This window comes from Pseudomonas sp. NPDC007930 (assembly GCF_042958985.1).
In the GTDB taxonomy this organism is placed as follows: Bacteria; Pseudomonadota; Gammaproteobacteria; order Pseudomonadales; family Pseudomonadaceae; genus Aquipseudomonas.
On the sequence record NZ_JBIBKC010000004.1, the window covers coordinates 77369 to 102852 of the forward strand.

Below are 25484 nucleotides of genomic sequence, written 5' to 3' on the forward strand. Positions count from 1 at the left end.
GCCATGCCCAACTGGATCGATGCCCTGGCCGGGCTGCAGGCCCGCGGTGAAGCCGGCGTGCTGGTGACCATCCTTGAAGAACGCGGCTCGACCCCGCGCAACGCCGGCTCGAAGATGGTCGTCACCGCCAGCGCGCTGTTCGACACCATCGGCGGCGGCCACCTGGAATTCAAAGCCCTGGAGATCGCCCGCCGGCTGCTCGCCGAGGGCACCCTGCAGCCGCACCTGGAGCGCTTCAGCCTGGGCGCGAGCCTCGGCCAGTGCTGCGGCGGCGCCACCGTGCTGTTGTTCGAGCCACTCGGCCAGGCGCAGGCGCAAATCACCGTGTTCGGCGCCGGCCATGTCGGCCGGGCGCTGGTGCCGTTGCTGGCGAGCCTGCCGTGCCAGGTGCGCTGGGTCGATGCCCGCGAGCAGGAGTTCCCAGCGCAACTGCCGGCCGGGGTCAGCCGGGTGCTGACCGACGACCCGCTCGAGGAGGTCGAACACTTGCCGGCGGGCAGTTACTGTATCGTCATGACCCACAACCACGCGCTCGACCTGGAACTGGCCGCGGCCATTCTCGCCCGTGGCGATTTTGCCTACTTCGGCCTGATCGGCTCGCAGACCAAACGCGCGCGCTTCGAGCACCGCTTGCGCGAGCGCGGGGTAGACGCCGCGCAGCTGCAACGCATGCGCTGCCCGATGGGCCTGCCCCAGGTCAAAGGCAAGCTGCCGGTGGAGATCGCCGTGTCGATCGCCGCTGAGGTGATCGCCACCTACAACGCCGACTTCGGCCAGCACAGCGCCCGCCACGAACCCATCGCCCGCCTGCTGCCGCGTTCGCGCCGCCAGCAGGCCCAGCAAGGATAACCCCATGCCTGCCCACGCTTACCGCAGCGCCCTGCTGCACAGCCTTGGCGACCCCGCCGAGGTCGGTACCGAGGCCTCTTACCAGTACATCGCCGACGGCCTGCTGGTGGTCGACAACGGCAAGATCATCGCCATGGGCGAGGCCGCCGACGAACTGCCGCGGCTGGCCGCCGGCACGCCGGTTGAACGGCTCGACAACGCGCTGATCACCCCGGGGTTTATCGACACCCACATCCACCTGCCGCAAACCGGCATGATCGGCGCCTTTGGCGAGCAACTGCTCGACTGGCTGAACACCTATACCTTCCCCTGCGAGCGGCAGTTCAAAGACTCCGCCCACGCCGAGAAAGTGGCGAAGATCTTCCTCGCCGAGCTGCTGCGTAACGGCACCACCACCGCGCTGGTGTTCGCCAGCGTGCACCCGGAGTCGGTCGAGGCGTTCTTCAGCGAGGCCCAGCGCCTCGACCTGCGGATGATCTGCGGCAAGGTGATGATGGACCGTAACGCCCCGGACTACCTCACCGACACCGCCCAGAGCAGCTATGCAGACAGCAAGGCACTGATCGAGCGCTGGCACGGCCGGGGCCGCCTGCACTACGCCGTGACCCCACGCTTCGCCCCCACCAGCACGCCGCAGCAACTGGCCCTGGCCGGGCAACTGCTGGGCGAGCACGAGGGGCTGTACCTGCACACGCACATCAGTGAAAACCCCAAGGAAGTGGAATGGGTCAAAGCGCTGTTCCCCGAGCGTAGCGGCTACCTGGATGTGTACGACCATTACCGCCTGCTCGGCCCGCGCTCGGTGTTCGCCCACGGCGTGCACCTGTGCGCCGCAGAATGCGCGCGGCTGGCGGAAACCGGCTCGGCGGTAGCGTTTTGCCCCACCTCCAACCTGTTCCTCGGCAGTGGCCTGTTCAACCTGCCAATGGCCGAGCGGCATAAGCTCAAGGTCGGCCTGGGCACCGACGTCGGCGCCGGCACCAGTTTTTCGATCCTGCAAACCCTCAACGAAGCCTACAAGGTGATGCAACTGCAGGGCGCCCGGCTGAGCCCGTTCAAGTCCCTCTACCTGGCCACCCTCGGCGGCGCCCGCGCGCTGGCACTGGACGGCCGCATCGGCAGCCTGAAGGTGGGCCACGAGGCTGACTTCGTGGTACTCGACCTCGCCGCCACGCCGCTGCTCGATTACCGCTTGCGGCAGTGCCAGAGCATCGATGAAACCCTGTTCGTGTTGATGACCCTGGGCGACGACCGGGTGATCGAACGCACCGTGGCCCATGGGCGGGTGGTGCACCGGCGTTGAGCTTCAGGGCCTATCGCCCGGCACAGCCGGCCTCCCACGGGGTCTGTGTTGCGCCTAAAATCAAGGGTTTACACAAATCTGGTGGGAGGCCGTGGTCCGGCACTCCGGCTGTGCCGGGCGAGGGGCCAGTCAGGTCATGCGCTCGGTAAACCACTTAGAAAAATCAGGGCGTTTTACCCTCGATTAGCGCTCTGATTGCTTAAGTGAACAGTATTACGGCTGTGCCGGGCGATAGGCCCTGAAGCTCACACCCTGAACTGCCCCAACAAGCCATTGAACTGCTCACTCAACCCACCCAACCGCGCGCTGGCGGCGTTGGACTGCTGCGCCGCCAATGCCGCCTGCTGGGCCAACCCGGCCGCTTCGCTGACGTTCTGGTTGATGCCCTCTACCACCTGCGACTGCTGCAGGCTGGCGCTGGCGATCGAACCGTTGAGGCCATTGAGCTTGCCCAGTGCCTGGCGGATCGACGCCAGGCTGGCGCTGGCGCGCTGGGCCTGTTCGATGGTCGACTGCGAGGCGCTGCTGCTGGCGCCGATCACCTTCACCGCGGCGTCCGAGTGGCTTTGCAGGCGTTCGATCATGGCGTGAATTTCCGCGGTGGATTTTTGCGTTCGCTGCGCCAGCAGGCGCACTTCATCAGCCACCACCGCAAAGCCGCGGCCCTGGTCACCGGCGCGGGCGGCTTCGATGGCAGCGTTGAGCGCCAACAGGTTGGTTTGCTCGGCAATCGCGCTGATCACCTCGAGCACGCTGCCAATTTGCGTGCTCTCACTGGCCAGGGTGCGGATCACCCCCACGGCCTGGTCGATGGTGCCCGACAGCGCGCTGATCTCCCGCAGGCTGCTGTCGATGCTGGCCTGGCCGTGCTCGGCCTGGGTTTGCGCGTTGTGCATTTCCTGGGCGGCGTGCTCGGCGTTACGCGCCACTTCCTGGGCGCCCTGGGTGACCTCGCTGACCGCCGCCGCCACCTGCTCCATACGCTGAGATTGCTGCTGGCTGCGCAATTGCGCCTGGTCGGCGCTGCTGCCCAGCTCGGTCGAGGCGCGGCCCAGGCCAGCGGCCGAGTGCTGCAGGTCGCTAACCACCCGTTGCAACTTGCTGCTGAAGCCGTTGAAGTGTTCGGCCAATTGCGCGACCTCATCCTGGCCGCCGCTTGCCAGGCGGCAGGTCAGGTCGCTCTCGCCGCTGGCGATGTTGGCCATCGCCTGCACGGTGGCGTCCAGCGGCTTGACGATGCTGCGGCCGATCGCCATCAGCAGCGCAGTCATCAGTACCACGATCACCAGGCCGATGCCGGCGACCTTCCACAATTGCTGCGCGAACTGGGCCTTGACGTCATCGACATACACCCCCGAGCCGATCACCCAGCCCCAGGGCGCGAACAGGCTCACGTAGGAGGTTTTCTCCACCGGCTCGGCCGAGCCGGGCTTGGGCCAGCGGTAGTCGATGGCCCCCGCACCCTTGGCCTTGGCCAGCGCGACCATCTGGTTGAACACCTCGAAGCCGTCTGGGTCTTTGATGCCGGAGAGGTCCTGGCCGATCAGCTTGGGGTTGGCGGGGTGCATGATCATCACCGGGCGCAGGTCGTTGATCCAGAAATAGTCGTTCTGGTTGTAGCGCAGCCCACGCACCGCCTCGATGGCCTGTTGCTGGGCCTGCTCGCGGGTCAGCGTGCCGGCCGCCTCCAGCTCTTGGTAATAGCCCAGCACGCCGCTGGCCGCCTGCACCAAGTGCATGGTTTTCTCGGCCTTGGCCGCGTACAGGTCAGTGTGAAGCTGCTTGAGCATCGCCCCGGCCATTGCCACCAGCATCAACACCGCCACCAGCAGTACCAACCACAGCCGCCGATTGATCGAAAGCCCTCGCATACCGAACCCCCACACGCATTATTGTTTTTGAATGGGCAAACGCCGCCCGCGCATCGAGGCGCTGGCTATAGGGGTATCGGCGTGGCGGGCTGAAACCTTAGGCTCAGGGCTTGCGGCTGCCGGCGTGCGGCTTGTTCTTGAGAATGTGCCCGAACACCGCGTGCAAATCATCCGAGGCACCGTCGTCATCGAAGTTGAGCTTGCCGTCGATGTGGTCCATGTGGTGCATCATCAGCTCCACGGCGCGGGCGGCGTCGCGGCTTTCGAGGGCGTCGATCAGTTGGCTGTGTTCATCGTAGGAGCAGTGCGTGCGGTTGCCGCTTTCGTACTGGGCGATGATCAGCGAGGTTTGCGACACCAGGCTGCGCTGGAAGCTGACCAGCGGCGCGTTGCCGGCGGCTTCGGCGAGCTTGAGGTGGAACTCACCGGACAAACGAATGCCCGCGCCACGGTCGCCGCGGGTGAAGCTGGCGCGTTCGTCGTCGACCATTTGCCGTAGCTCGGCCAGTTGCTCGGCGGTGGCGTGCTGGGCGGCCAGTTCGGTGATGGCTTTTTCAACCAGGCGGCGGGCGAAGAACACCTGGCGCGCTTCCGCCACGCTAGGGCTGGCCACCACCGCGCCACGGTTGGGCCGCAACAGCACCACGCCCTCGTGGGCCAGGCGTGACAGCGCACGGCGGATGATGGTACGGCTGACCCCGAAAATCTCCCCCAGGGCTTCTTCGCTGAGCTTGGTGCCCGGCGCCAGGCGCTGCTCCAGGATCGCTTCGAAGATGTGCGCGTAGACCATGTCGTCTTGCGTACCGCTGCGCCCGAGCTTGGCGGTACGGGCCTGTTTCTTCAGGGGTTGCAGCTGTTCGTTCATGGGCACTCGACGACGGGGGAGACCGGAGGATGGGGCATTGTACACAGCCCCGCGCGCCTGTGCCTACGCGGCTGGCCGGGCGCCGGGCGCTTGCGCTGGAAAAGCGTTGGCAGGGATTGTATACATCCTCATACTTGCCCCTCGCCCGCGGGCTTTTCTCACAGGTACTTAAGCATGGCCGTTGAAACCTGGTTGTTGTTCTGCGCCGCCGCGGTGGTGGTGATCCTCATCCCTGGGCCGCTGTCGTTGCTGATGATCGGCAACAGCCTGAACTACGGCGTGTTGCGCTCGTACCCGGCGTTTCTCGGCGGGGTGCTGGCCTCGAGCAGCCTGCTGTGCGCCTCGGCGCTGGGCCTGGGCGCGCTGCTGCTGGCCAGCGAGCGGCTGTTCGAGCTGCTGAAGGTCGCCGGCGGGCTGTACCTGTTCTACCTGGCTTGGCAAAGCTGGCAGGCCTCGCGCAGCGCCGGCCAGGCCGGGCAACAGCCCGGAGCGGTGAGCGCGCCGCGCTTCGGCGCGCTGTTTCGCCGGGCCTTTGTGCTCGGCGCCAGCAACCCGAAAGACATCCTCTTCTTTGCCGCCTTCCTGCCGCAGTTCATCGACCCCCAGCGCCCGCTGGCGATGCAACTGCTGGTGCTGCTGCTGAGCTGGGCCGGGCTCGACCTGCTGTGCAAGCTCGGCTACGGCCTGGGCGCCCATGGCGCCGCGCGTTACCTGCGCAGCGGGCGTGGCCAGGTGTGGTTCAACCGGGCCAGCGCGGGGTTGTTTGGCGGCGCGGGGGCGGCGGCGTTGCTGGCTCGCTGAGGCGAGGAGCGGTAAGCGTGACCCACTTGCCGCTTGCCGCTGGCCCCTTTCAACTCCCCCGATACGTCGAGTAGCTGTAAGGCGATAGCAACAGCGGCACGTGATAATGCCCCTGCGCCGCGTCCAGCCCGACCCGCAGCACCACCACGTCGAGAAACGCCGGCGCCGCCAGCGCGGTGCCGCGGGCGCGGTAGTAGGCGCCGGCATGGAAGTGCAACTGGTACACCCCGCTTACGAACGCCTCGCCCTCGAGCAACGGCGCGTCGCAGCGGCCATCGCTGTTGGTAGTCGCCTCGCCCAAGGCCTGCAAGCGTTCGCCTTCGACGCGATACAGTTCGATGCGAATGCCTTGGCCCGGGCAGCCATGGGCGGCGTCGAGCACGTGGGTGGTGAGTGTTGCCATGCTGGCCTCCTGGGGCTGAGCGCACCACTACGGTGCATGAATACTGGCGAGCGCAGGCTGATTAAGACAGTTTCCGGTAAAATTGTACACATTAATCAACGCTATCCATCCGGCGCCCGCGCCACAGCGTAATCTCTTAGGAAATCCGCCGCTTTGCCACGCAACCTGACCACCTAGGCAGGTTTTTTGCAAGGTAAATCGGCGCCCTTTTCAAGGGGCCGGCGGCAAAAAGCGCATTACAATTCGATTATAAAGTTGTATACAATTAGCCACTCCTACCTGCCTGCAAGGACATCACCGTGAGCGCAGACTACCCCCGCGACCTGATCGGCTACGGCAACCGCCCGCCCCACCCGCAATGGCCCGGCCAGGCGCGCATCGCGTTGTCGTTCGTGCTCAACTACGAAGAAGGCGGCGAGCGCAGCGTGCTGCACGGAGACAAAGAGTCCGAAGCGTTCCTCTCGGAAATGGTCGCCGCCCAACCCTTGCAGGGCGTGCGCAACATGAGCATGGAGTCGCTGTACGAATACGGTAGCCGCGCCGGAGTGTGGCGTATTCTCGAGTTGTTTCGCCAGCGGCAGGTCCCGCTGACCATCTTCGCCGTGGCCATGGCCGCCCAGCGCCACCCGGAGCTGATCCGCGCCATGGCCGCCGCCGGCCATGAAATCTGCAGCCACGGTTACCGCTGGGTCGACTACCAATACCTGAGCGAGGCCCAGGAGCGCGAGCACCTGCACAAGGCGCTGGCGATCCTCACCGAGATCACCGGCCAGCGCCCGCTGGGTTGGTACACCGGCCGCAACAGCCCGAACACCCGGCGCCTGGTGATGGAAGAAGGCGGCTTTCTGTACGACAGCGACAGCTACGACGACGACCTGCCCTACTGGGCGCCCAACAGCCCCACTGGCAAGCCGCACCTGGTGATCCCCTACACCCTCGACACCAACGACATGCGTTTCACCCAGGTGCAGGGCTTCAACACTGGCGAGCAGTTCTTCCAGTACCTCAAGGACGCCTTCGACGTGCTTTATGAAGAAGGCGCCAGCGCGCCGAAGATGCTCTCCATCGGCCTGCACTGCCGGTTGATCGGGCGCCCGGCGCGGCTGGCGGCGCTCAAGCGCTTCATTGAATACACCCAGGGCTTCGAGGGCGTGTGGTACGCCCGCCGGGTCGACATCGCCCGCCACTGGCACGCCACCCACCCGCACCCAGGGGCCGCGCAATGACCGCCTTTACTACCCTGACCCCGTCGCGGTTGGCGCGCCCGGCATTCATCGCCGCCTTCGGCGACATCTACGAGCACTCACCGTGGGTCGCCGAGGCCGCCTTCGCCAGCAGCCAAGGGCCCGAGCGTGATGATATCGAAAGCCTGCACCGGCACATGAGCCGCGCCCTGCAGAGCGCCAGCCGTGAACAGCAACTGGCGCTGATCAACGCCCACCCGGACCTCGCCGGCAAGGCCGCGATCGCCGGCGAGCTGACCGCCGCCAGCACCGCGGAGCAAGCCGGCGCCGGCATCCATGCCTGCAGCGCCGAGGAGTTCGCCCGCTTCACCACGCTCAACCAGGCCTACAAAGCCCGCTTTGGCTTCCCCTTCATCATGGCCGTCAAAGGCAGCAACCGGCAGCAGATCCTCGCCGCGTTCGAACAACGCATCGGCCACAGCCCGGAGCAGGAGTTTCACTGCGCCCTGGCCGAGATCGACAAGATCGCGCTGTTTCGCCTGCAGGCCCTTTAATTCACGCACATAAGGCACACCCCCATGAAAGCGTACGCCGCCCCCTTCGAGAAGTTCGTCAACCTCGCCGACGCCCGCCTCGGCACCCGTGCCGTGAGCGTGACCGACGATTGGTTCGCCGAGGTCAACCGGCTGTTCCAGCCCACCCCGGCGGTGTGGAAAGAAGGCGTGTTCGACGACAACGGCAAATGGATGGACGGCTGGGAGTCGCGCCGCAAGCGTTTCGAAGGCTTCGACCACGCGGTGATCCGCCTGGGCGTGCCCGGCACCCTCAAGGGCGTCGACATCGACACCTCGTTCTTCACCGGCAACTACCCGCCGTCGGCCTCGCTCGAAGCCTGCTTCGTCGCCGAGGGCGACCCGCTCGAGAGCACCGAGTGGACCGAGGTACTGCCCGCCGTTGACCTGCAAGGCAACAGCCACCACTACCATGAAATCCACAACACCCAAGCCTTCACCCACCTGCGCTTCAACATTTACCCCGACGGCGGCGTGGCGCGCCTGCGGGTGTACGGCATTCCGTTCCGTGACTGGGCGCAGGTACCGGCCAGCGAAACCCTCGACCTCGCCAGCGCCCTCAATGGTGGCCGCGCCCTGGCGTGCTCCGACGAGCACTACGGGCGCATGGGCAACCTGCTCAACCCCGGCCGCGGGGTGAACATGGGCGACGGCTGGGAAACCGCGCGCCGGCGCACCCCGGGCAACGACTGGGTGATCATCGCCCTGGGCCACCCCGGGGTGGTCGAGCAGGTGGTGGTCGACACCCTGCACTTCAAAGGCAACTACCCCGACAGCTGCTCGATCCAGGCGGCCTACGTGAAGGGCGGCACCGACAGCCAGATCGAAACCCAAAGCCTGTTCTGGCGCGAGCTGCTGCCCAGCCAGAAGCTCTCGATGCACCAGGAACACAGCTTCAGCGAACCGCTCAAGGCGCTCGGGCCGATCACCCACATCCGCCTGAACCTGTTCCCCGACGGCGGTGTGAGCCGCCTGCGGCTGTTCGGCAAGCTGGCCAAATAACCCTCTATAACCCTTAACCGCGGACCCCGAGCATGCGCACTCTCGCCATCGAGCCCTTGACCAAAGCGGCCTTCGCCCCCTTCGGCGACGTGATCGAAACCGACGGCAGCGATTTTTTCATGATCAACAACGGCTCGACGCAGCGCTTCCACCGCCTGGCCCAGGTGCAGACCGAAACGCCCGAAGACCAGGCGATCATCAGCATCTTCCGCGCCCAGGCGCTGGAGTACCCGCTGACCGTGCGCATGCTCGAGCGCCACCCGCGTGGCAGCCAGGCCTTCGTGCCGCTGCTGGGCAAGCCGTTTCTGATCGTGGTCGCGCCCGTTGGCGATCAACCGCAGGCAGGCCTGGCCCGCGCCTTCCTCAGCAATGGGCGGCAGGGCATCAATTACCATCGCGGCGTTTGGCACCACCCGGTGCTGGCGATCGAAAAGCGGGATGACTTCCTGGTGGTCGACCGCAGTGGCCCTGGCGCCAACTGCGACGAGTTCTTCTTCGGTGAGGACCAGTTGCTGCTCCTCGACTTCCACCCCTAAGAGAAGACCGGCCCCGCCCCTGGCGGGCGCTGGCGTGAGGCAACCACCGTGCAAGCACATCTGCTGGAATGGCTGAACCTGGGCGTGCGCTGGGTTCACATGATCGTCGGGATCGCCTGGATCGGCGCGTCCTTTTATTTCGTCTGGCTGGAAAACAACCTCGACCGGCGCAACCCCCGCGAGGGGCTATCGGGCGACTTGTGGGCCATCCATGGCGGCGGCATCTACCACCTGGAAAAATACAAACTGGCCCCCGCGCAGATGCCCGAGCACCTGCACTGGTTCAAATGGGAGGCCTACACCACCTGGCTCAGCGGCGTGGCGCTGCTGTGCGTGGTGTTCTACTTCAACCCCAGCCTGTACCTGCTGGCCCCCGGCAGCAGCCTAAGCGGGTTGGAGGGCGTGGGCCTGGCCCTGGGCGCGCTGGCGCTGGCCTGGTTCGTCTACGACATCCTCTGCGACTCCTACCTGGGCGAGCGCCCGGCGCTGCTGGGGCTGATCCTCTTCGTGCTGATCATCGGCGCCTGCTACGGCTTCAGCAAAGTGTTCAGCGGCCGCGCGGCGTACCTGCACACCGGGGCGATCATGGGCACGATCATGGTCGGCAACGTGTTCCGCATCATCATGCCAGCGCAGCGCGCGCTGGTGGCGGCGATCAAGGAGAACCGCACGCCAGACCCCAGCCTGCCGGCCAAGGGCCTGCTGCGCTCGCGGCACAACAATTACTTCACCCTGCCGGTGCTGTTCATCATGATCAGCAACCACTTCCCCAGCACCTACGGCAGCCCGTACAACTGGGCGATCCTGGCGGGCATCGCGATCGTGGCGATCCTGGTGCGGCATTACTTCAATACCCGCCACAACAGCCAGCGCTATGCCTGGGCCTTGCCAGTGGGGGCACTGGGCATGCTGTGCCTGGCCTACGTGACCGGCCCGGCACCGGTGGCGCGCCCGGCCAACACCCAGGTGGAGTTCCAGCCACTGCCGGAAACCGCCCTCGGCGGGCACCGCGCCGATGAGCCCAAGCCGGTGCCGGCGCCCACCCCTGCCGCGGCGCCAACCACCCCTGCCGCGCCCCCGGCGGCCGCCGCGCCGGCCGAGGCCAGCACCGGCGGTGGGGGCTTCGCGCAGGTGAATGGGGTGATCCAGGCGCGCTGCACGGTGTGCCATTCGGCCAACCCCACCAGCGCCCTGTTCAGCTCGGCGCCGGCCGGGGTGATGTTCGACACCCCCGAGCAGATCCGCCAGCAGGCGCCGCGCATCCAGGCGCAGGCGGTGAACAGCCAGATCATGCCGCTGGGCAACATCACCCAGATGACCCCCGAAGAACGCCAGTTGATCGGCGCCTGGATCGCCAGGGGCGCCCAGGCCAACTGACCTTGCCGGGCGGCCGCAATGGCCGCCCCTGCGCCAACACGACGCTTGTTCATCCGCCCTTGCCCCAGTATCGTGCGCGCCCCCTCGCGGCCGCGCTGGGCGCTACCCGGGCAAACGCCGATTTCTAACCGATCGGACAGTTTATGACCGGTTTTTTACCGAGTTGGCGCGGCCATTGCTAACAGCATCGGGCTGCCTAAAAACCTGACCAGATGAACAACAAACGAGCAAGGCGCCGCAGACGCGCCACTCGCCTATCACCTTTGGAGCACGCGCATGAAATCGATTCTTTGCGGCCTGGCGTTGGCCGGCGGCGTACTGGCCAGCGCACAGGCCTCGGCCGGCGAATGGCTGCAATGGCAAAGCAACAGCCTCACCTACCTGTGGGGCAAGGACTTCGCTGTAGACCCTGAAACCCAGCAGACCTTCACCTTCGAGCACGCCGACAGCTGGAAGTACGGCGACAACTTCCTGTTCGTTGACAGCATCCACTACCAGGGCAAGAAGAGCGCCAGCGCCGGCAACAGCACGTTGTACGGGGAGTTCAGCCCACGCCTGTCGGCCAGCAAAGTTTTCGGCCAGCCATTCGCCTATGGCCCGGTCAGCGACGTGCTGCTGGCCATGACCTACGAGTTCGGCGAGGGCGACGTGGAGAGCTACCTGATCGGCCCGGGCTTCGACCTCAAGGTGCCGGGCTTCGACTACTTCCAGCTGAACTTCTACAAGCGCTACACCGACGGCCCCCGCGCCGGCGATAACGTCTGGCAGATCACCCCGGTGTTCTCTTATACCGTTCCGATGGGCAAGTCCGATGTGCTGATCGACGGCTACATCGACTGGGTGATCGGCAACGACGCCAACGACCACGGCGACTACCACGCCAACCTGCACGTAAACCCGCAGATCAAGTACGACCTCGGCAAAGCCCTGAGCCTGGGCGAGAAGCAACTGTACGTGGGGATCGAGTACGACTACTGGAAAGACAAGTACGGCATCAAGGACACGCCGTATTTCGACACCAACCAGAACACCGCGAGTTTGTTGGTGAAGGTGTTTTTCTAAACGGCTTGACCGGCCCCTCGCCCGGCACAGCCGGAGTGCCGGACCACGGCCTCCCACCAGATTTGTGTAAGTACTTGATTTATTGGGCAGCACAGAACCCGTGGGAGATTCTATGGTTTTGAACAAGTGAGCTGATCCGTTTCCTGCGGCGACATCACTTCACCTTTCCGCCTTTACGGCGTCCTACTTTTCTTCCGGGAAAAGTAGGCAAAACCATTGCGCTCAATCGTCCGGCCCCGCCTACGGCGGGGGTTCCCTCGCTCCGGCGCCGCTCCAGGGGCCCGCGGCGAAGGGCCATCCCTGGCCAATCGCCGCACTCGGCGCATCCCTGCGCCTCGACCCCTTCCGCGACACCTCCACTCGGCCTCCCGAATCGCGCGTTCGGCGGCGCCTGGGCGATCGCGCACCAAAAGCAAGAGCAAGAGCAAGAGCAAGAGCAACCCTCAAGCCATTCCTATAACTCCAGTTCACCTCAACGGGTGGGAGGCCGGCTGTGCCGGGCGATGGGCCCTGAAGCTCATGCACAAAATCAGCAGCGCTCACAGATTGATCCCTTCCTTAAAGCCGTGAAATGGCTTAAGTGAACAGCATTACGGCACAGCCGGGCGAAACGCCAGCAGCCTATAAATACTCATTTCAAGCTTGCACCTCACGCCCTGAAGCTTGAAGCTTGAGGCTTTGAACTTCTTCCCTGAAGCCCATGCCCCAGCCCCTCCCCCCCTCCCTCACCCCGCCGCAGGCCCACTGGCCCCTGCCCTTGCCGCTGCCCGGCGTACGGCTGGTCAGTTGCGGCTTCAGCCCGGCAAGCTTGCAAGCCGGCGACTTCGCCCACTGCGCGATCACCCCGCCGCCGAGCATTGAACGCTCGGTGGCCAAGCGCCAGGCGGAATTTCTCGCCGGGCGGGTGTGTGCCCGCGCAGCGGTGCAGGCGGTGGCCGGGGTGAGCTGGGTGGCGCCGATCGGCGAGGACCGCGCGCCGGTGTGGCCCGAAGGGGTCACCGCCTCGATCACCCATGGCGGCGGCTGGGCCGCCTGCGTGGCCGCCCGCGCCGAGCACTGGCAGGGCCTCGGCCTCGACGTTGAAAACCTGCTGCCGGCCGAGCGCGCCCGGCGCCTGGCCGGGGAGATCCTCACCCCGGCCGAGCTGGCGCGGCTGCCCGCGGACGACGCCAGCGCCGCCCTGGCGATCACCCTCACCTTCTCGCTCAAGGAAAGCCTGTTCAAGGCGCTGTACCCGCTGGTGCGCCAGCGCTTTTACTTCGAACACGCCGAACTGCTGGGCTGGAGCGCCGATGGCCAGGCACAGCTGCGGCTGCTCACCGACCTCAGCGAAACCTGGCAAAACGGATCGCAACTGGCGGGGCAGTTCCAGCTCAGCGAGGGGCGCTTGCTGAGCCTGGTGGCGGTGGCGGCCGCGACATAAAAAACCTTCACATCGCTGCAGCCCAAGCCCCCTGCGGGCTGCCCGCCGATGGCCGCCAGCTCCCCACATTTTGCCCACACGTTATCCACAACCGGTGGTGTTGCCAATCGCTGCCGACCGCATTATCTTGTATCCCGAAATTACCGAACCACTACATATTGGGGTTACGGTGGAACCAGAACCACAACTCGTAGTCCTAGCGCAAGCATTGGCAATCCCAATTTTTGCCAAATACTTCGAGTTTTTGCCGAGTCGCGCAGCCGTCGCGCGCACCGGCCTGAAGCCTGCCCAACCAGGCCCAGCATTCAGCCAGGGATAGAGACATCGTGGAGACCCCCATGCACACCGAACCGACTCGCGAGAACCCAAAGGCCACCGCGCCCCAGGGCGCTGATCAGTCCCAGGACCTGACCGCCACCGCACCAGGCCAACTGCGCGTCATCAAGCGCAACGGCACCGTGGTCGCCTACAGCATCGACAAGATCAAGGTCGCCATCACCAAGGCGTTCCTCGCGGTCGAGGGCGGCACCGCCGCCGCCTCCTCGCGCATCCACGACACCGTCGCGCGCCTGACCGAACAGGTCAGCGCCACCTTCAAGCGGCGCATGCCCTCGGGCGGCACCATCCACATCGAAGAGATCCAGGACCAGGTCGAACTGGCGCTGATGCGCGCCGGCGAGCACAAGGTCGCCCGCGACTACGTGATCTACCGCGACCAGCGCGCCAAGGAGCGCGCCAGCCGCACCGTGGAAGGCGCCCCGGCCGAGCCGCACCCGAGCATCCGTATCAAGCGTGAAGACGGCAGCCTCGCGCCGCTCGACATGGGCCGCCTGAACACCATCATTTCCGAAGCCTGCGAAGGCCTGAAGGAAGTCGACGGTGGCCTGATCCAGCGCGAAACCCTGAAGAACCTCTACGACGGCGTGGCCGTCAAAGACGTCAACACCGCCCTGGTGATGACCGCCCGCACCCTGGTCGAGCGCGAGCCGAACTACTCGTTCGTCACCGCCCGCCTGCTGATGGACACCCTGCGCGCCGAAGGCCTGGGCTTCCTCGGCGTGGCCGAAAGCGCCACCCACCACGAAATGGCCGAGCTGTACGCCGCGGCCCTGCCGGCCTACGTCGCCAAGGGCGTGGAATACGAGCTGCTGAACCCGGAACTGGCCAACTTCGACCTGGCCAAGCTGGGCAAGGCGATCGATCACGAGCGTGACCAGCAGTTCACCTACCTGGGCCTGCAAACCCTGTACGACCGCTACTTCATCCACAAGGATGGCATCCGTTTCGAGCTGCCGCAGGTGTTCTTCATGCGCGTGGCCATGGGCCTGGCGATCGAAGAGAAAAACCGCGACGACCGCGCCATCGAGTTCTACCGCCTGCTGTCGTCGTTCGACTACATGGCCTCGACCCCGACCCTGTTCAACGCCGGCACCCTGCGCCCGCAGCTGAGCTCGTGCTACCTGACCACCGTGCCAGACGACCTCTCCGGCATCTACGGGGCTATCCACGACAACGCCATGCTGTCGAAATTCGCCGGCGGCCTGGGCAACGACTGGACCCCCGTGCGCGCCCTGGGCTCGTACATCAAGGGCACCAACGGCAAGTCGCAAGGCGTGGTGCCGTTCCTGAAAGTGGTCAACGACACCGCCGTGGCGGTGAACCAGGGTGGCAAGCGCAAGGGCGCGGTGTGCGCGTACCTCGAAACCTGGCACCTCGACATCGAGGAATTCCTCGAGCTGCGCAAGAACACCGGTGACGACCGCCGCCGCACCCACGACATGAACACCGCGAACTGGATCCCCGACCTGTTCATGAAGCGCGTGTTCGAAGGCGGCAAGTGGACCCTCTTCTCGCCATCGGAAGTGCCTGACCTGCACGACCTGACCGGCAAGGCCTTCGAAGAGCGCTACGAGTACTACGAAGCGCTGATCGAGTACGGCAAAATCAAGGTCTACAAGACCCTCGAAGCCAAAGACCTGTGGCGCAAGATGCTGTCGATGCTGTTCGAGACCGGCCACCCGTGGTTGACCTTCAAGGACCCGTGCAACCTGCGCAGCCCGCAGCAGCACGTGGGCGTGGTACACAGCTCGAACCTGTGCACCGAGATCACCCTGAACACCAACAAGGATGAGATCGCCGTCTGCAACCTGGGCTCGATCAACCTGCCGAACCACATCGTCGACGGCAAGCTCGATACCGCCAAGCTGCAACGCACCGTGAACACCGCCGTGCGCATGCTCGACAACGTGATCGACATCAACTACTACTCCGTGCCCCAGGCGCAGAACTCGAACTTCAAGCACCGCCCGGTCGGCCTGGGCATCATGGGCTTCCAGGACGCGCTGTACCTGCAGCACATCGCCTACGGCTCCGACGCCGCCGTGGCCTTCGCCGACCAGTCGATGGAAGCGGTGAGCTACTACGCGATCCAGGCCTCCTGCGACCTGGCCGACGAGCGCGGCGCCTACGAGACGTTCCAGGGCTCGCTGTGGTCCAAGGGCGTATTGCCGCTGGACTCGCTGGCCACCCTGATCGAACAGCGCGGCGCCAAGTACATCGAAGTCGACCGCAGCGAAACCCTCGACTGGGCACCGGTGCGCGAGCGTGTGCAAAAAGGCATCCGTAACTCGAACATCATGGCCATCGCGCCGACCGCGACCATCGCCAACATCACCGGCGTGTCGCAGTCGATCGAGCCGACCTACCAGAACCTGTACGTGAAGTCGAACCTCTCCGGCGAGTTCACCGTGATCAACCCCTACCTGGTGCGCGACCTCAAAGACCGCGGCCTGTGGGACTCGGTCATGATCAACGACCTGAAGTACTACGACGGTTCGGTGCAGCAGATCGAGCGCATCCCGCAGGAGCTCAAAGACCTCTACGCCACCGCGTTCGAAGTCGACACCCGCTGGATCGTCGAAGCCGCCAGCCGCCGCCAGAAGTGGATCGACCAGGCGCAATCGCTGAACCTGTACATCGCCGGCGCCTCGGGCAAGAAGCTCGACGTGACCTACCGCATGGCTTGGTTCCGTGGCCTGAAAACCACTTACTACCTCCGTGCCCTGGCCGCGACCAGCACCGAGAAGTCGACCATCAACACCGGCAAGCTCAACGCCGTGTCCAGCGGTGGCGACAGCGCCCCGGTCGAGGCCGCCGGCCCCGCCCCGGTGCCGAAAGCCTGCGCGATCGACGAGCCGGATTGCGAAGCCTGCCAATAGGGTTCATAAGTATTAAAGCGTATACTTAGTCAAACCCATGACCTTCCAACCCCAATAGATACAAGGGGTTGGAGGGTTTACTTCTCGTATACCCCTCCCTATACTCGCCGCCCTATCTAGCTCATAGGTCGGAACCGTATACATTGCCTAGTTACTCCATCAGATCCTTCACCGCATCAGACGACCTTCCGATGGCCGTGCTGGTCGATCAGGAAGGACGCCCGCTCTTCCTGCCCAATGTGTATGCCACTCTCCGATACAGGGACGTTGGCTTTGCCTTGACCACCATCGAAAAGGTTCTCCGCGCTGTAGGTATGGCCTACCTATGGGCGACAACCAGAAAGATTGATCTGGAGGTAGAGCTGCGCTCCGAGTCATTCCTGTCGATGGAGCAGTGCGAGGATTTGGCCTTCTTCCTTCGCCTTGATCGGGCGGCACAGGATCGGCTTGTCGAAGCCTCTCTGGAAGTAAGATCCAACAAGGTAGTGCGGCTTGAACAGGTGCGCAGCGGCGGTACACCGACCCCAGAGCGGACATTGATTTCCGCAGTCGAAGGTGGTTACCGGATCCGAACCGTGGCGAACTTTCTGCAGTTCAATCACGAACGCATTGCCCCTAAAGCCTCCCAGAAACCCCGCAAAGACCTCGCCAAGGCTCGTGAGAACGCGATTGCTGCCCTGCGAGCCCAAGAGCCTCGGGCCACCCCCTCTGATGAGGGAGATGCGCCAGAGGGGCTTTCTGAAGATCTCATGACAGCCATCGATGCGGCGTTTGAGCCAGGCTCAGTGACCAATCCATTTCAGTCTGATTTTCATCAGTACCGCAATCACCTGATGTACCGGATCTTCAACGAAACAGCGGTCAGACGCAGTGAGTTGCGATACATCAAGGTGGAGGACATTGATCATGCAGCCCGACGAGTGAAGGTACGTGTTTCGAAAACGATTGCCAGAACCTTGCCCATCTCCGAGCAAACCGCAGACGACTTCCATGAGTTCGTGATGAGGCACTGGGCCAAGATTCCCGTCAAATCCAGGAGGCACGGTTACCTTTTCACAACCGCTAAAGGCGACCACCTGTCCGTAGAGGCCATCAACCTCACGTTCCGGGAGCTGCGTCGAAAGAACGAGCTATCAGAGAGTATTGCGCCGCATGCACTGCGCAGGACGTGGAATGATCGTTTAAGCAGAAAGATCGATAGCCTCCCTCCAGAGAAACGGATGAGGCCCGAGGAGGAGAAGCGGGTGAGAACCCGCTTCAACGGTTGGTCGAAGGAATCCAAAATGGAAGAGCGCTACTCACGTCGGCATATTCGCGAAAAGGCTGACAGGATCGCAGAGGACTTGGCAAACGACTTGCGCACAAAGAAAGATGAAGTAGAGCAATGAACATTTCAAACAAAAGCTCCACAACTAGCAAACACCCCCCCATTACAAAAAAGGATCAGGTGATTCTACTGGACGGTAGGATAATTGAGATCGAAATGGGCAAAAAGGAGCGCATTGCAGATCGCGACGGCAATTCAAAACCAATGAGGCTCGATATACTTGAGCCGGGCAACCTGCTGCATGAAAGCATTTATGCTTCATACAAGAATTTGCTATCCACGCACAGCCTATCCTACAGCAATACTGTTATGTATGCCGTAGCCAACTGGTTTGCATTGCCTGAAATGAAAGGCAAGACTGAAATCGATATCCCTGAAATAAACTTGCTAAATAACACCCACCCGAGCTACAGAGCATTCGTTATCCCGCTGCTACGCCAGATTTCCGCACACGAAATGCGTGGACTTTCAGAGCAGGTCTGTGACTTCATCAAGCACCCAATAAAATGGGAGGAGCAAGGGGTTGGTGCATATTTCAATCTTGTAACCAACGACCCTGAAAGGGGGGCTTTCACCGAGCAAGAAATCCACAACATTCACCACCAACTCAATCGAGCATATTCAGACAGGACAATAAGTCAAGCTGACTTCACTATATGCTGGTTTTTTATCGGAACAGGGGTAAGGCCCGCCCAAGCCTTTCGAATGAAAAAGAGTGATGTAATCATCCACAGCAGGAACGGGATGGAAGTCACCTTAAAAGTTCCGCTCGCTAAAGGCGAGATGACATCCTCAAATGAATATTGGGCGCGCCGAGCCCCCACTGTGCTTGCTGAATGCCTCATAATGTATTTGGATCAAGACGCCAGAGGCATGAGCCAGGCTGAATGCAGATTATTTGATCAGCCCTCAGCCCAGGCACTAGGAAGCCGCGTTATATCTTGTTTGGAAAAGCTAGACACTTACTCCGAACGCCTCGGAACTAAAATTCCGATTAATCCCTATCGCTTCAGATACACACTGGCTACCCGAGCCCTAGCGCAAGGAGCATCTGACTACGAAGTGGCACGACTTCTCACACACCGCAGCACGTCCTGCATTCACTACTACAGAGCCTCCATGCCCGAACTGCAGAAACCCGTGCGTGATGCCTTGGGGAAAGAAATGGGGTACTTCGCGAGGGCGTTTCAAGGGAAGTCTATCTCTGGACTTGAGGAAGCAACCAGGGCGGGCGATCCCGACGCCGTGATAACGGACTTTCTCCGGCTGATGGGCAAGCCTGTAGGCGCTTGCGGGACACGCGCCGACTGCCACCAAAATGCCCCGGTAGCATGCTTAGCCGGCTGCGCGCATTTCGAGCCTCTCTTGAGCGCCCCCTGGGAGACATTGATGGTCTCATTGGTGGCCGACCAAGAAATGGAAACGGAACCCAGGATCCGTCAGATCAATCACAATGCCATGTCTGCGATCCAGCAAATCATTGCTCTCCGAGATGAATCGGCAGGTACTGAGTAATGGGAACAATTGTTCACTTCGTAGGCAAAGATGATTTAAGCGCTCAGGAAAACCTGAATCGCTATATAGAGCATGCTCGCAAAAATACACCATTCGCCAATGTTGAGTGGGAAGATAACATCTGGGACATCACAACTTTTGTCATCGGCAGAGCTCAGGGGAAAACTAAGAAGCTGGTGTACTTCAGATCTTTAAAAGACAAATCCGGCAATAAGCCCTTGGTTCAAATACCGCTCGACCCATGCTTCATGGATTTTGCAAAATCTGCGTTCAGCGAAACGATGCGACGCCTTCGCCTTGTTGAATACAATAGGCACTTAGGGGTTTTACGTGTAATCGAACAAGCTTTAATTGATTTTAAATTGAAGCCGTGCATTACCAAGCTCACGCCATTTGTGCTCGATAGGGCAGCTGAAATACTCAGAGAGAAGTTTCAGGATGCCTGGCCCATGGGTCGAGTTTTGGAGCGAGTGGTAACGGAAATCGTTAACCCGGCTCGTCTAACTCCAGTGATACTCGAATGGCGCAGCCCATTCGAGTACAAACAACCTGTGCGGAATGACAGGGTCTCTACCAAAGACGCCGAAAAATCCACATCAAGGCTTCCATCCCTTGAATCTATTCTCGCCTTGGCTGATATCCACCATAAAAGCAAAGCCATGCCTGACAGGGTAGCAACTGCTTTCGTCACATTGGCCATGTATGCACCAAGCCGCGCCAGTGAGATTCTCAGTTTGCCTGTCAACTGCATACGTCGCGCTGACACCAAAGATGGGCCCATAATGGGTATCGCATGGGCACCCGCCAAGGGGGCTATGCCAATGACAAAATTCGCCGCAAGCGATGAATTTGAAGCCATCATTGAATCTACAGTCAGATATCTAGCGGAGCTGGGTGCCCCCGCCCGAAAAGCCGCAGAGTGGTACCTTAACAATCCTAAAGACCTCTATCTTCCTCCCGGCACTGAGCATCTGCGCGGATCTCCGATAACGTTGAAAGAGGTGTCACAAATTCTGGGCAAGGAAACAGCAATTCAAACTTCGCACGCCAAGAGAGGCTACGGATTGGTAGCAACTGGCGAAGTTACAAATGACCGGAGTCGGATGCAAGACTCCAGAAAAACAGGGCTCGCCCCGCTATACGAATTTGATTCTCTGGAAAGATACGTACTGGGGAAATTGCCTGCTATTTTCCCGATCCTGGATGGGCATACCAAGATCAAATGGCACGAGGCCCTCTTTGTTCTCCCTACTAACGTTTTGCGGCCTGATGGGGAAACCCTGTTATACCTGCCATCTCCAATTTCTACGAACCAGATCAACCATCAGTTGGGTACCAATCCCAGCGGAGTCACGGTGTTCACACGGAATAGCAAAGCCAATCCGGATGGCAGCCCCATGGGCATCTCCACCCATGCTTTCCGTCACCTGCTGAACACCTTGGCTCAGAGCAAGCACCTGAGCGAGGCCCTGATTGCATTTTGGTCTGGGCGTAAGAACATCAGTCAGAACGAATGGTACGACCATCTTCCCCAAGAGGTCTTCATTGAGGCCTACCTCAAGCTCGGGGATGTAGGTAAACCACTGCAGGTAGCAGGTCAGCTCGAAGCGAAAGTGCGCTCTATTGAAGTCACCCATGGGCTTACCAGGGAAGAGGCGCTCAAGCTTGAGTTGGGAGCGACACACCGCACCCGCTACGGCATTTGCCGCCACGACCACGCTCTCACGCCTTGCCCCAAGGACAAGGATTGCGTGAGCTGTGGTGAGCACACATTCGTTAAGGGCGAACAACGCCACCTTGATGAAGCTGAGTTTCAATTCAAAATGCACGAGAAGGCCGTAGCAGATGCCCAAAAGGCTGTAGAGGAAGGCGAGCCGGGCGCAGCCCGCTGGTTGAAGTTGCATCTGCCCAAGCTTGAGCGCTGGAAACTGGTTCTTGAGATGCTGAACGATCCAAGCATTCCAGATGGCACCCTGCTGACTCTCCCACCTCCTGACCAACCTCAGTCAAAAGCCGGGCTAGCGCAGGCGGTAAGGATCATCAACCAGGCCGGCCCAAGCACCAACCTTGCCAAGCCTGAGACCGAAACTGATGCTGACGAAAAGCTGTTGCTTGATATGGGGTTCTTCTGAATGGGCGCGCCAAAACTAAACGATACGGGGATCGAAAAAGCCGTACGCCTGCTGGACGGCTGGACTGGGAAGCTCACTTGGGATCGATATCTGGCCATGCTTGAGGTAGATATCGGCCATAAGTACACCAAGGCAGCAATGCTCAGACATCCACGCATCAAGTCGGCCTGGGATCACGCCAAGGAGCAGGCTAAGGATGATGGCGGCGTGACTACCTCCCGCAGCGCCATAGAGACTGAGAAGGCTTTAGAACGTGTGAGGCTTCTTGAGGAAAGGGTCAAGCGCCTGACCCGTGAAAACCACGCCTTACTAGAACAGTTCCTGAGATGGAGCCACAACGTCATTCGTAGCGGCAAAATGACTCTCGATGAGCTTGAACGACCACTACCGTACGCGAAGCCCAAAGAGATTCGATAGGAAGTAGCGCTCACCTGCCTGGGAGCTTACCAAGCAGGTAGCAGTAAGCCAGAAAATCATCGTGTAAACCTCATCGACTTACAGTATGAAAAATAGGTTTACACTCTGGTGCTCCTGATTGGTATTGGAAGGATGAATGAATGCCTCAGATACCCTTCGGCGACACCCCTTCAACAATGCTACGACTCGCGAAGCACATGGTGGGCAAAGCCCGTCAAATCACTGATGCGACCACCCCCTGATCTATCCAAATGTATGCCGGTAATCCCCACTTCGCGCGGGCCATGGCAATCGCAGCGTAGGGAATCTCCTACCATAATTACTCTGTGCTCGCCAAACACGTTGTCGAGCTCAACGTCTATCATTTCGCAGGTTGCTCGGTACATCCATGGATTTGGTTTAGCCAAGCCAGTTTCGTAGCTAAAGCCGAACCCATCCATGGTCGGAAATAACCTTTTGACCGCACGACCGTATGGGTACGCCAGATTGCTGCAGACCGCCAGTAGAAGCTCATGCTGCTGCAACAGGGCGACTGCTTCCAAAGCATCGGGAAATGCGACTATCGAGTCGACTTCCTGCTCAAGCATTTCTTCGATTTCAGCCAACCGGAGAGGGTGAACGCTGATACCTAGGTACTCAGCTGCTTGGGGCAATCCTCCGTTAAATGTCATCAATTTTTTTGCATCATCAGGATTCGGACGGCGTCCGTTACGAAGCCCTTCCTTCAGAAGCTGTCGATATGGATGCTTGCCAGTCTTGATTCTCAAGATTGTGCCGAATGCATCTAGAAGCACGGCCCGGTATCTCATCATGCATCACCTGATTCGAGGGTGGATCTAGTCAAAATTTACAACCAGAGCTCATGAAAGTGTGCCTTGCACCACTTGGGCACAACTGTTCAGCCCTCGATATGCTGGCGCCAGCCCGCCTCGTGGAGCCCTGCCCCTCCACTCCATCGTCAACCCCCAGGCAGCGTCAGCATTTCGCAGCTGGGCGCTACCAGTACGTAGGTACTGCCAGTGAGTGTAACCGCCACGAGGTGGTCACCAATTTCGACAAACTCCAGAACATCGGACGTCCGAATCAGGCGACCATTTTGGAATCTGTCCTTGCGATCAAAATAGACTCGCCCTGTCAGCGAAAACCCGCAGACCTCAGGGTGGTGCAAATAGGCAGTGATACCGATGCCAAAATTTAGGCGGGCAGCATTAACCACATCATCGGGAGTTTTCGTTTCCACCGATTTCTTATTCCCTAACTGGCTCATGCCGGCTGACGATAACGTAGTGATCCTGGCCGCTCAGGCTTCGTACGAGCACAAACCCGCTCCTCTCGACCATCACCCCCACCACGGGGGTCAGTACCGTCATGCCGTCGTCAATCGCTCCAGAGCGATCTAGGAACGCACGGGCGGCATAGCAGCCCCCTACAAACGCTGCGCCAAAAAGATATGCATCAACCATCACCTCCCAATCGATAGCGCTCGCTTGCAAGACCTCATCCGGAATGCTGCTTGGCAGAACTTCGGCAGTAGTTCGTTTTATGGTGCGGCGCATCAGAATTCCACAATTTTGTATGGGTCGAACCCGGTAACTTCCGAGGGATACCCCCTCGGATTGGAAATCACCCGACACTGGCCAAAATGGACATCAATGGCGTGGTGGGTATGGCCAAAAATCCATCCGTCAGCTTGAGCAATAAAGTCGTACCACCGATTGAAATAAGCAGCACTGATGTGTCCTTCGTTCTCATCTCCAGCTGCCTCTGGTATCGGACAATGGTGATTCACGACCACGGTTTTTCCGGGAAAAGGGATCGCCAGCTCGCGCTTGAGAAACTCACGAGTCAATCGGTTCTTCTCAATGACATCGGCAGGGCGTAACCGCCTGTAGTTATCCCCTGCCCTGATTACGCGGAAGTCAGTCATCTCTCTAGCGCAGACAGAGGAAGCTGCCACAACATCACCAGTACCAGTGAAGTCAGTCCAAGCCGTACCAACCAAGAAACGCACATCACCTTGGATTAAGGTTTCGTTTTCCATGACACGAACGTGGCTGTGAGCTGCGGCTTTCATTTTCGCAAGCGTCCGATCGATGTGCCCTTGGTACAGCTCGTGGTTGCCGCAGCAGTAGATTACCGGGCAGTCAAAGGAGTCATTGGCCCATAGAACGCCCCGTGTTCGCAGATCAATATCCCCTGCAAGCACCACCAGATCGACCTCTGCTAGCGGCGGCTCAAAGCGATCAAACTCATTGTGCAGATCGGAATAAATCAAGATTTTCATAAGACCCGTTACGGTTCTGATATCGCAGTGAACCGGCCACGCTGGTTCGGTTTTAGCCTTAGTCCCGGCCTCATCGATCATGAGCTGAACGACGTTTTACCGGTATATTGAGGTTCAAACGAAGGCCTCGCAGGCTCCTGGATTGATCCCACCGACTCGCCCGCATAGCGGAAGCCCCCAGCACATACCCAGAGCCCTTTCATGAAAACAGGCGCTCACAGCAGTCCGGACTTGTTCACTATATACAGTAGAACCGGACTGGGCAACGTGGCTTTATCCTCATCTTTGAGGAATTTTCATGTCGCTTAAGCTTGCCTTGGCCGCCGTGCTTCGTACCTTGCGTCGCCAGGGCCGCCATAGCCAAGAGAGCCTAAATTATGGAAGCAGCCGTACCTACATGTTCCGCTTGGAGAAGGGAGCATCAACGGTCACGCTGGACAAGCTCGAATCGATCTGCGCAGGGCTAGGGATTAGCCCGCTCACATTCCTAGCACTGACTTTGTCAGCGAATAGCGGCCATTCCACCCAAATGCTTCTGCAGAAGGTACAGGCAGAACTAGACGATTTTGAGCATTCCGGTGGTGGCGAAGTCCTCAAAGCAGAGGTCGCTACGGGAGCGGTGGTTGAGCGCCGGCCAGGGAAGCCGGTCGATCCAGAAAAACTCCAGAAAGTCCTTAAGTGCAAGGCAGAAGGAATGAGTCAAAAGATGACGTCCGAGATGCTGGGGATACCCAAGCAGACAGTACACGACCTTTGGCGACGTGATGTTGAATAGGTAGGCTCCAGGCTAGATCTGCGGACTAATCTCATTGAACGGCACGGCTGGTTTCGGCGGACTCGCGACATCCAGCGCAATTCGCCAATACCCGACGTCATGCCAGACACCATGCTTGAATCCTACTTCTGGATACGTACCGATGTGAGCGAAGCCAAGCGCTTCGTGTAGCCCCACGCTGCCATCGTTGGGAAGCGCGATCCCGGCATAGGCTGCGTGAAAGCCTTGCCTCTTCAGTGTCGGCAGCAATACGTCATAGAGAGCCCGGCCAACGCCGCTACGGTGTGCGTTGGGCGCTATATAGACCGTGACGTCGACCGACCAGCGATAGGCCTCACGAGCACGATGCTGACTGGCGTATGCATAGCCGATCACCTGGCCGTCTCGCTCCGCTACGAGGTAGGGGTAAGTCGGCAAAGTCGATTTAATCCGCTTGGCCATCTCTTCGACTGAAGGGGACTCTAGCTCGAACGAAATCGCGGTACGCTCAACCATCGGTGCGTAGATTGCCTGGATATCTTGCGCGTCCGAAAGCTGCGCAATCCTGACTGTGCTGATGTTGCTCATC

Annotated in this window: 23 protein-coding genes and 1 pseudogene; 16 read left to right on the forward strand and 8 right to left on the reverse strand. The window is 60.9% G+C overall.

All coding sequences use genetic code 11. The features are described from left to right. The first annotated feature begins 3 nt into the window (after positions 1-3). Together xdhC and guaD are read left to right on the forward strand one after the other, a co-directional pair. Positions 4-849, forward strand: coding sequence for a xanthine dehydrogenase accessory protein XdhC (gene xdhC, locus ACFZCE_RS10685; protein WP_390938747.1), 846 nt, complete (start codon positions 4-6; stop codon positions 847-849). A 4-nt stretch (positions 850-853) separates the two neighbouring features. Further along, positions 854-2152 carry a guanine deaminase gene (guaD, locus tag ACFZCE_RS10690; protein WP_390938749.1) on the forward strand — a complete coding sequence of 433 codons (1299 nt, stop codon included), beginning with the start codon at positions 854-856 and terminating at the stop codon, positions 2150-2152. Positions 2153-2397: 245 nt separating this feature from the next. Here guaD and ACFZCE_RS10695 read toward each other — a convergent pair whose 3' ends face one another. The 3 genes and pseudogenes from ACFZCE_RS10695 to ACFZCE_RS10705 form a co-directional block, all read right to left on the reverse strand. Beyond that, entirely contained in the window at positions 2398-3132 is a 735-nt protein-coding gene (locus tag ACFZCE_RS10695; protein WP_390939313.1) for a methyl-accepting chemotaxis protein, read from the reverse strand. Between the two features lie 123 nt (positions 3133-3255). Then, a pseudogene (locus ACFZCE_RS10700) lies at positions 3256-4023 on the reverse strand (cache domain-containing protein); the annotation flags it as partial. Positions 4024-4126: 103 nt separating this feature from the next. Further along, positions 4127-4888 (reverse strand): FCD domain-containing protein, encoded by a 762-nt coding sequence (locus ACFZCE_RS10705; protein WP_390938751.1) that lies wholly within the window; start codon positions 4886-4888, stop codon positions 4127-4129. Between the two features lie 174 nt (positions 4889-5062). Here ACFZCE_RS10705 and ACFZCE_RS10710 point away from each other — a divergent pair, with 174 nt between their 5' ends. Next, positions 5063-5689 (forward strand): LysE family transporter, encoded by a 627-nt coding sequence (locus ACFZCE_RS10710; protein WP_390938753.1) that lies wholly within the window; start codon positions 5063-5065, stop codon positions 5687-5689. A 49-nt stretch (positions 5690-5738) separates the two neighbouring features. Here the strand turns inward: ACFZCE_RS10710 and uraH are convergent, their stop codons facing one another. Next, positions 5739-6092: a hydroxyisourate hydrolase gene (uraH, locus tag ACFZCE_RS10715; RefSeq protein ID WP_390938755.1), complete on the reverse strand. Its 354-nt coding sequence runs from the start codon at positions 6090-6092 to the stop codon at positions 5739-5741. 299 nt (positions 6093-6391) lie between these two features. Here uraH and puuE point away from each other — a divergent pair, with 299 nt between their 5' ends. From puuE to ACFZCE_RS10775, 12 genes are all read left to right on the forward strand, one after another. After that, a complete protein-coding gene (gene puuE, locus ACFZCE_RS10720) occupies positions 6392-7318 on the forward strand; it encodes an allantoinase PuuE (protein ID WP_390938757.1) in 927 nt (308 codons plus the stop codon). Beyond that, positions 7315-7830, forward strand: a complete 516-nt coding sequence (gene uraD / locus ACFZCE_RS10725) for a 2-oxo-4-hydroxy-4-carboxy-5-ureidoimidazoline decarboxylase (RefSeq protein WP_390938759.1) — start codon at positions 7315-7317, stop codon at positions 7828-7830. The genes puuE and uraD overlap by 4 nt, the downstream gene beginning before the upstream one ends. Positions 7831-7854: 24 nt before the next feature. Continuing rightward, a complete protein-coding gene (alc, locus tag ACFZCE_RS10730; RefSeq protein ID WP_390938761.1) occupies positions 7855-8850 on the forward strand; it encodes an allantoicase in 996 nt (331 codons plus the stop codon). A gap of 32 nt (positions 8851-8882) precedes the next feature. After that, on the forward strand, positions 8883-9386 hold the full coding sequence (locus ACFZCE_RS10735) for an ureidoglycolate lyase (protein WP_390938763.1): 504 nt from the start codon (positions 8883-8885) through the stop codon (positions 9384-9386). Between the two features lie 48 nt (positions 9387-9434). Then, entirely contained in the window at positions 9435-10763 is a 1329-nt protein-coding gene (locus ACFZCE_RS10740) for a urate hydroxylase PuuD (RefSeq protein WP_390938765.1), read from the forward strand. Between the two features lie 276 nt (positions 10764-11039). Then, positions 11040-11825 carry an outer membrane protein OmpK gene (locus ACFZCE_RS10745; protein WP_390938767.1) on the forward strand — a complete coding sequence of 262 codons (786 nt, stop codon included), beginning with the start codon at positions 11040-11042 and terminating at the stop codon, positions 11823-11825. 700 nt (positions 11826-12525) lie between these two features. After that, a complete protein-coding gene (locus ACFZCE_RS10750; RefSeq protein ID WP_390938769.1) occupies positions 12526-13248 on the forward strand; it encodes a 4'-phosphopantetheinyl transferase superfamily protein in 723 nt (240 codons plus the stop codon). Positions 13249-13586: 338 nt separating this feature from the next. Beyond that, positions 13587-16466 carry a ribonucleoside-diphosphate reductase subunit alpha gene (locus ACFZCE_RS10755; RefSeq protein ID WP_390938770.1) on the forward strand — a complete coding sequence of 960 codons (2880 nt, stop codon included), beginning with the start codon at positions 13587-13589 and terminating at the stop codon, positions 16464-16466. Between the two features lie 191 nt (positions 16467-16657). After that, a complete protein-coding gene (locus ACFZCE_RS10760; protein ID WP_049860753.1) occupies positions 16658-17854 on the forward strand; it encodes a tyrosine-type recombinase/integrase in 1197 nt (398 codons plus the stop codon). Then, positions 17851-19308 (forward strand): hypothetical protein, encoded by a 1458-nt coding sequence (locus ACFZCE_RS10765; protein ID WP_296252985.1) that lies wholly within the window; start codon positions 17851-17853, stop codon positions 19306-19308. The genes ACFZCE_RS10760 and ACFZCE_RS10765 overlap by 4 nt, the downstream gene beginning before the upstream one ends. Then, the gene (locus ACFZCE_RS10770) at positions 19308-21440 is read left to right on the forward strand and encodes a hypothetical protein (RefSeq protein WP_082223645.1); all 2133 of its coding nucleotides are present in this window, start codon (positions 19308-19310) and stop codon (positions 21438-21440) included. The genes ACFZCE_RS10765 and ACFZCE_RS10770 overlap by 1 nt, the downstream gene beginning before the upstream one ends. Beyond that, on the forward strand, positions 21441-21857 hold the full coding sequence (locus tag ACFZCE_RS10775) for a hypothetical protein (RefSeq protein WP_049860751.1): 417 nt from the start codon (positions 21441-21443) through the stop codon (positions 21855-21857). It abuts the gene before it with no gap. A 179-nt stretch (positions 21858-22036) separates the two neighbouring features. On the opposite strand, the gene ACFZCE_RS10780 is transcribed toward ACFZCE_RS10775, so the two are convergent. The 3 genes from ACFZCE_RS10780 to ACFZCE_RS10790 form a co-directional block, all read right to left on the reverse strand. Then, a complete protein-coding gene (locus ACFZCE_RS10780; protein WP_049860750.1) occupies positions 22037-22666 on the reverse strand; it encodes an HAD family hydrolase in 630 nt (209 codons plus the stop codon). A 438-nt stretch (positions 22667-23104) separates the two neighbouring features. Beyond that, positions 23105-23413, reverse strand: coding sequence for a hypothetical protein (locus ACFZCE_RS10785; RefSeq protein WP_049860748.1), 309 nt, complete (start codon positions 23411-23413; stop codon positions 23105-23107). After that, the gene (locus ACFZCE_RS10790) at positions 23413-24141 is read right to left on the reverse strand and encodes a metallophosphoesterase (protein ID WP_049860766.1); all 729 of its coding nucleotides are present in this window, start codon (positions 24139-24141) and stop codon (positions 23413-23415) included. The genes ACFZCE_RS10785 and ACFZCE_RS10790 overlap by 1 nt, the downstream gene beginning before the upstream one ends. Positions 24142-24439: 298 nt before the next feature. Between ACFZCE_RS10790 and ACFZCE_RS10795 the strand changes: the two genes are divergently transcribed. Next, the gene (locus ACFZCE_RS10795; protein ID WP_049860747.1) at positions 24440-24916 is read left to right on the forward strand and encodes a helix-turn-helix domain-containing protein; all 477 of its coding nucleotides are present in this window, start codon (positions 24440-24442) and stop codon (positions 24914-24916) included. Between the two features lie 12 nt (positions 24917-24928). Here the strand turns inward: ACFZCE_RS10795 and ACFZCE_RS10800 are convergent, their stop codons facing one another. After that, positions 24929-25483 carry an arsinothricin resistance N-acetyltransferase ArsN1 family B gene (locus ACFZCE_RS10800; protein ID WP_049860746.1) on the reverse strand — a complete coding sequence of 185 codons (555 nt, stop codon included), beginning with the start codon at positions 25481-25483 and terminating at the stop codon, positions 24929-24931. Between the last annotated feature and the right edge of the window lies 1 nt (position 25484).

Excerpts from the sequence above, each read along its gene's own strand:
- ACFZCE_RS10710 (WP_390938753.1), top strand. The coding sequence starts at position 5,063 with ATGGCCGTTGAAACCTGGTTGTTGTTCTGCGCCGCCGCGGTGGTGGTG.
- uraH (WP_390938755.1), bottom strand. The coding sequence starts at position 6,092 with ATGGCAACACTCACCACCCACGTGCTCGACGCCGCCCATGGCTGCCCG.
- xdhC (WP_390938747.1), top strand. The coding sequence starts at position 4 with ATGCCCAACTGGATCGATGCCCTGGCCGGGCTGCAGGCCCGCGGTGAA.
- ACFZCE_RS10735 (WP_390938763.1), top strand. The coding sequence starts at position 8,883 with ATGCGCACTCTCGCCATCGAGCCCTTGACCAAAGCGGCCTTCGCCCCC.
- guaD (WP_390938749.1), top strand. The coding sequence starts at position 854 with ATGCCTGCCCACGCTTACCGCAGCGCCCTGCTGCACAGCCTTGGCGAC.
- ACFZCE_RS10790 (WP_049860766.1), bottom strand. The coding sequence starts at position 24,141 with ATGAAAATCTTGATTTATTCCGATCTGCACAATGAGTTTGATCGCTTT.
- ACFZCE_RS10795 (WP_049860747.1), top strand. The coding sequence starts at position 24,440 with ATGTCGCTTAAGCTTGCCTTGGCCGCCGTGCTTCGTACCTTGCGTCGC.
- ACFZCE_RS10770 (WP_082223645.1), top strand. The coding sequence starts at position 19,308 with ATGGGAACAATTGTTCACTTCGTAGGCAAAGATGATTTAAGCGCTCAG.
- ACFZCE_RS10750 (WP_390938769.1), top strand. The coding sequence starts at position 12,526 with ATGCCCCAGCCCCTCCCCCCCTCCCTCACCCCGCCGCAGGCCCACTGG.
- ACFZCE_RS10780 (WP_049860750.1), bottom strand. The coding sequence starts at position 22,666 with ATGAGATACCGGGCCGTGCTTCTAGATGCATTCGGCACAATCTTGAGA.
- ACFZCE_RS10755 (WP_390938770.1), top strand. The coding sequence starts at position 13,587 with ATGCACACCGAACCGACTCGCGAGAACCCAAAGGCCACCGCGCCCCAG.
- ACFZCE_RS10760 (WP_049860753.1), top strand. The coding sequence starts at position 16,658 with ATGGCCGTGCTGGTCGATCAGGAAGGACGCCCGCTCTTCCTGCCCAAT.
- ACFZCE_RS10800 (WP_049860746.1), bottom strand. The coding sequence starts at position 25,483 with ATGAGCAACATCAGCACAGTCAGGATTGCGCAGCTTTCGGACGCGCAA.
- ACFZCE_RS10775 (WP_049860751.1), top strand. The coding sequence starts at position 21,441 with ATGGGCGCGCCAAAACTAAACGATACGGGGATCGAAAAAGCCGTACGC.
- ACFZCE_RS10765 (WP_296252985.1), top strand. The coding sequence starts at position 17,851 with ATGAACATTTCAAACAAAAGCTCCACAACTAGCAAACACCCCCCCATT.
- ACFZCE_RS10785 (WP_049860748.1), bottom strand. The coding sequence starts at position 23,413 with ATGCGCCGCACCATAAAACGAACTACTGCCGAAGTTCTGCCAAGCAGC.
- alc (WP_390938761.1), top strand. The coding sequence starts at position 7,855 with ATGAAAGCGTACGCCGCCCCCTTCGAGAAGTTCGTCAACCTCGCCGAC.
- ACFZCE_RS10705 (WP_390938751.1), bottom strand. The coding sequence starts at position 4,888 with ATGAACGAACAGCTGCAACCCCTGAAGAAACAGGCCCGTACCGCCAAG.
- uraD (WP_390938759.1), top strand. The coding sequence starts at position 7,315 with ATGACCGCCTTTACTACCCTGACCCCGTCGCGGTTGGCGCGCCCGGCA.
- ACFZCE_RS10745 (WP_390938767.1), top strand. The coding sequence starts at position 11,040 with ATGAAATCGATTCTTTGCGGCCTGGCGTTGGCCGGCGGCGTACTGGCC.
- ACFZCE_RS10695 (WP_390939313.1), bottom strand. The coding sequence starts at position 3,132 with ATGGAGCAGGTGGCGGCGGCGGTCAGCGAGGTCACCCAGGGCGCCCAG.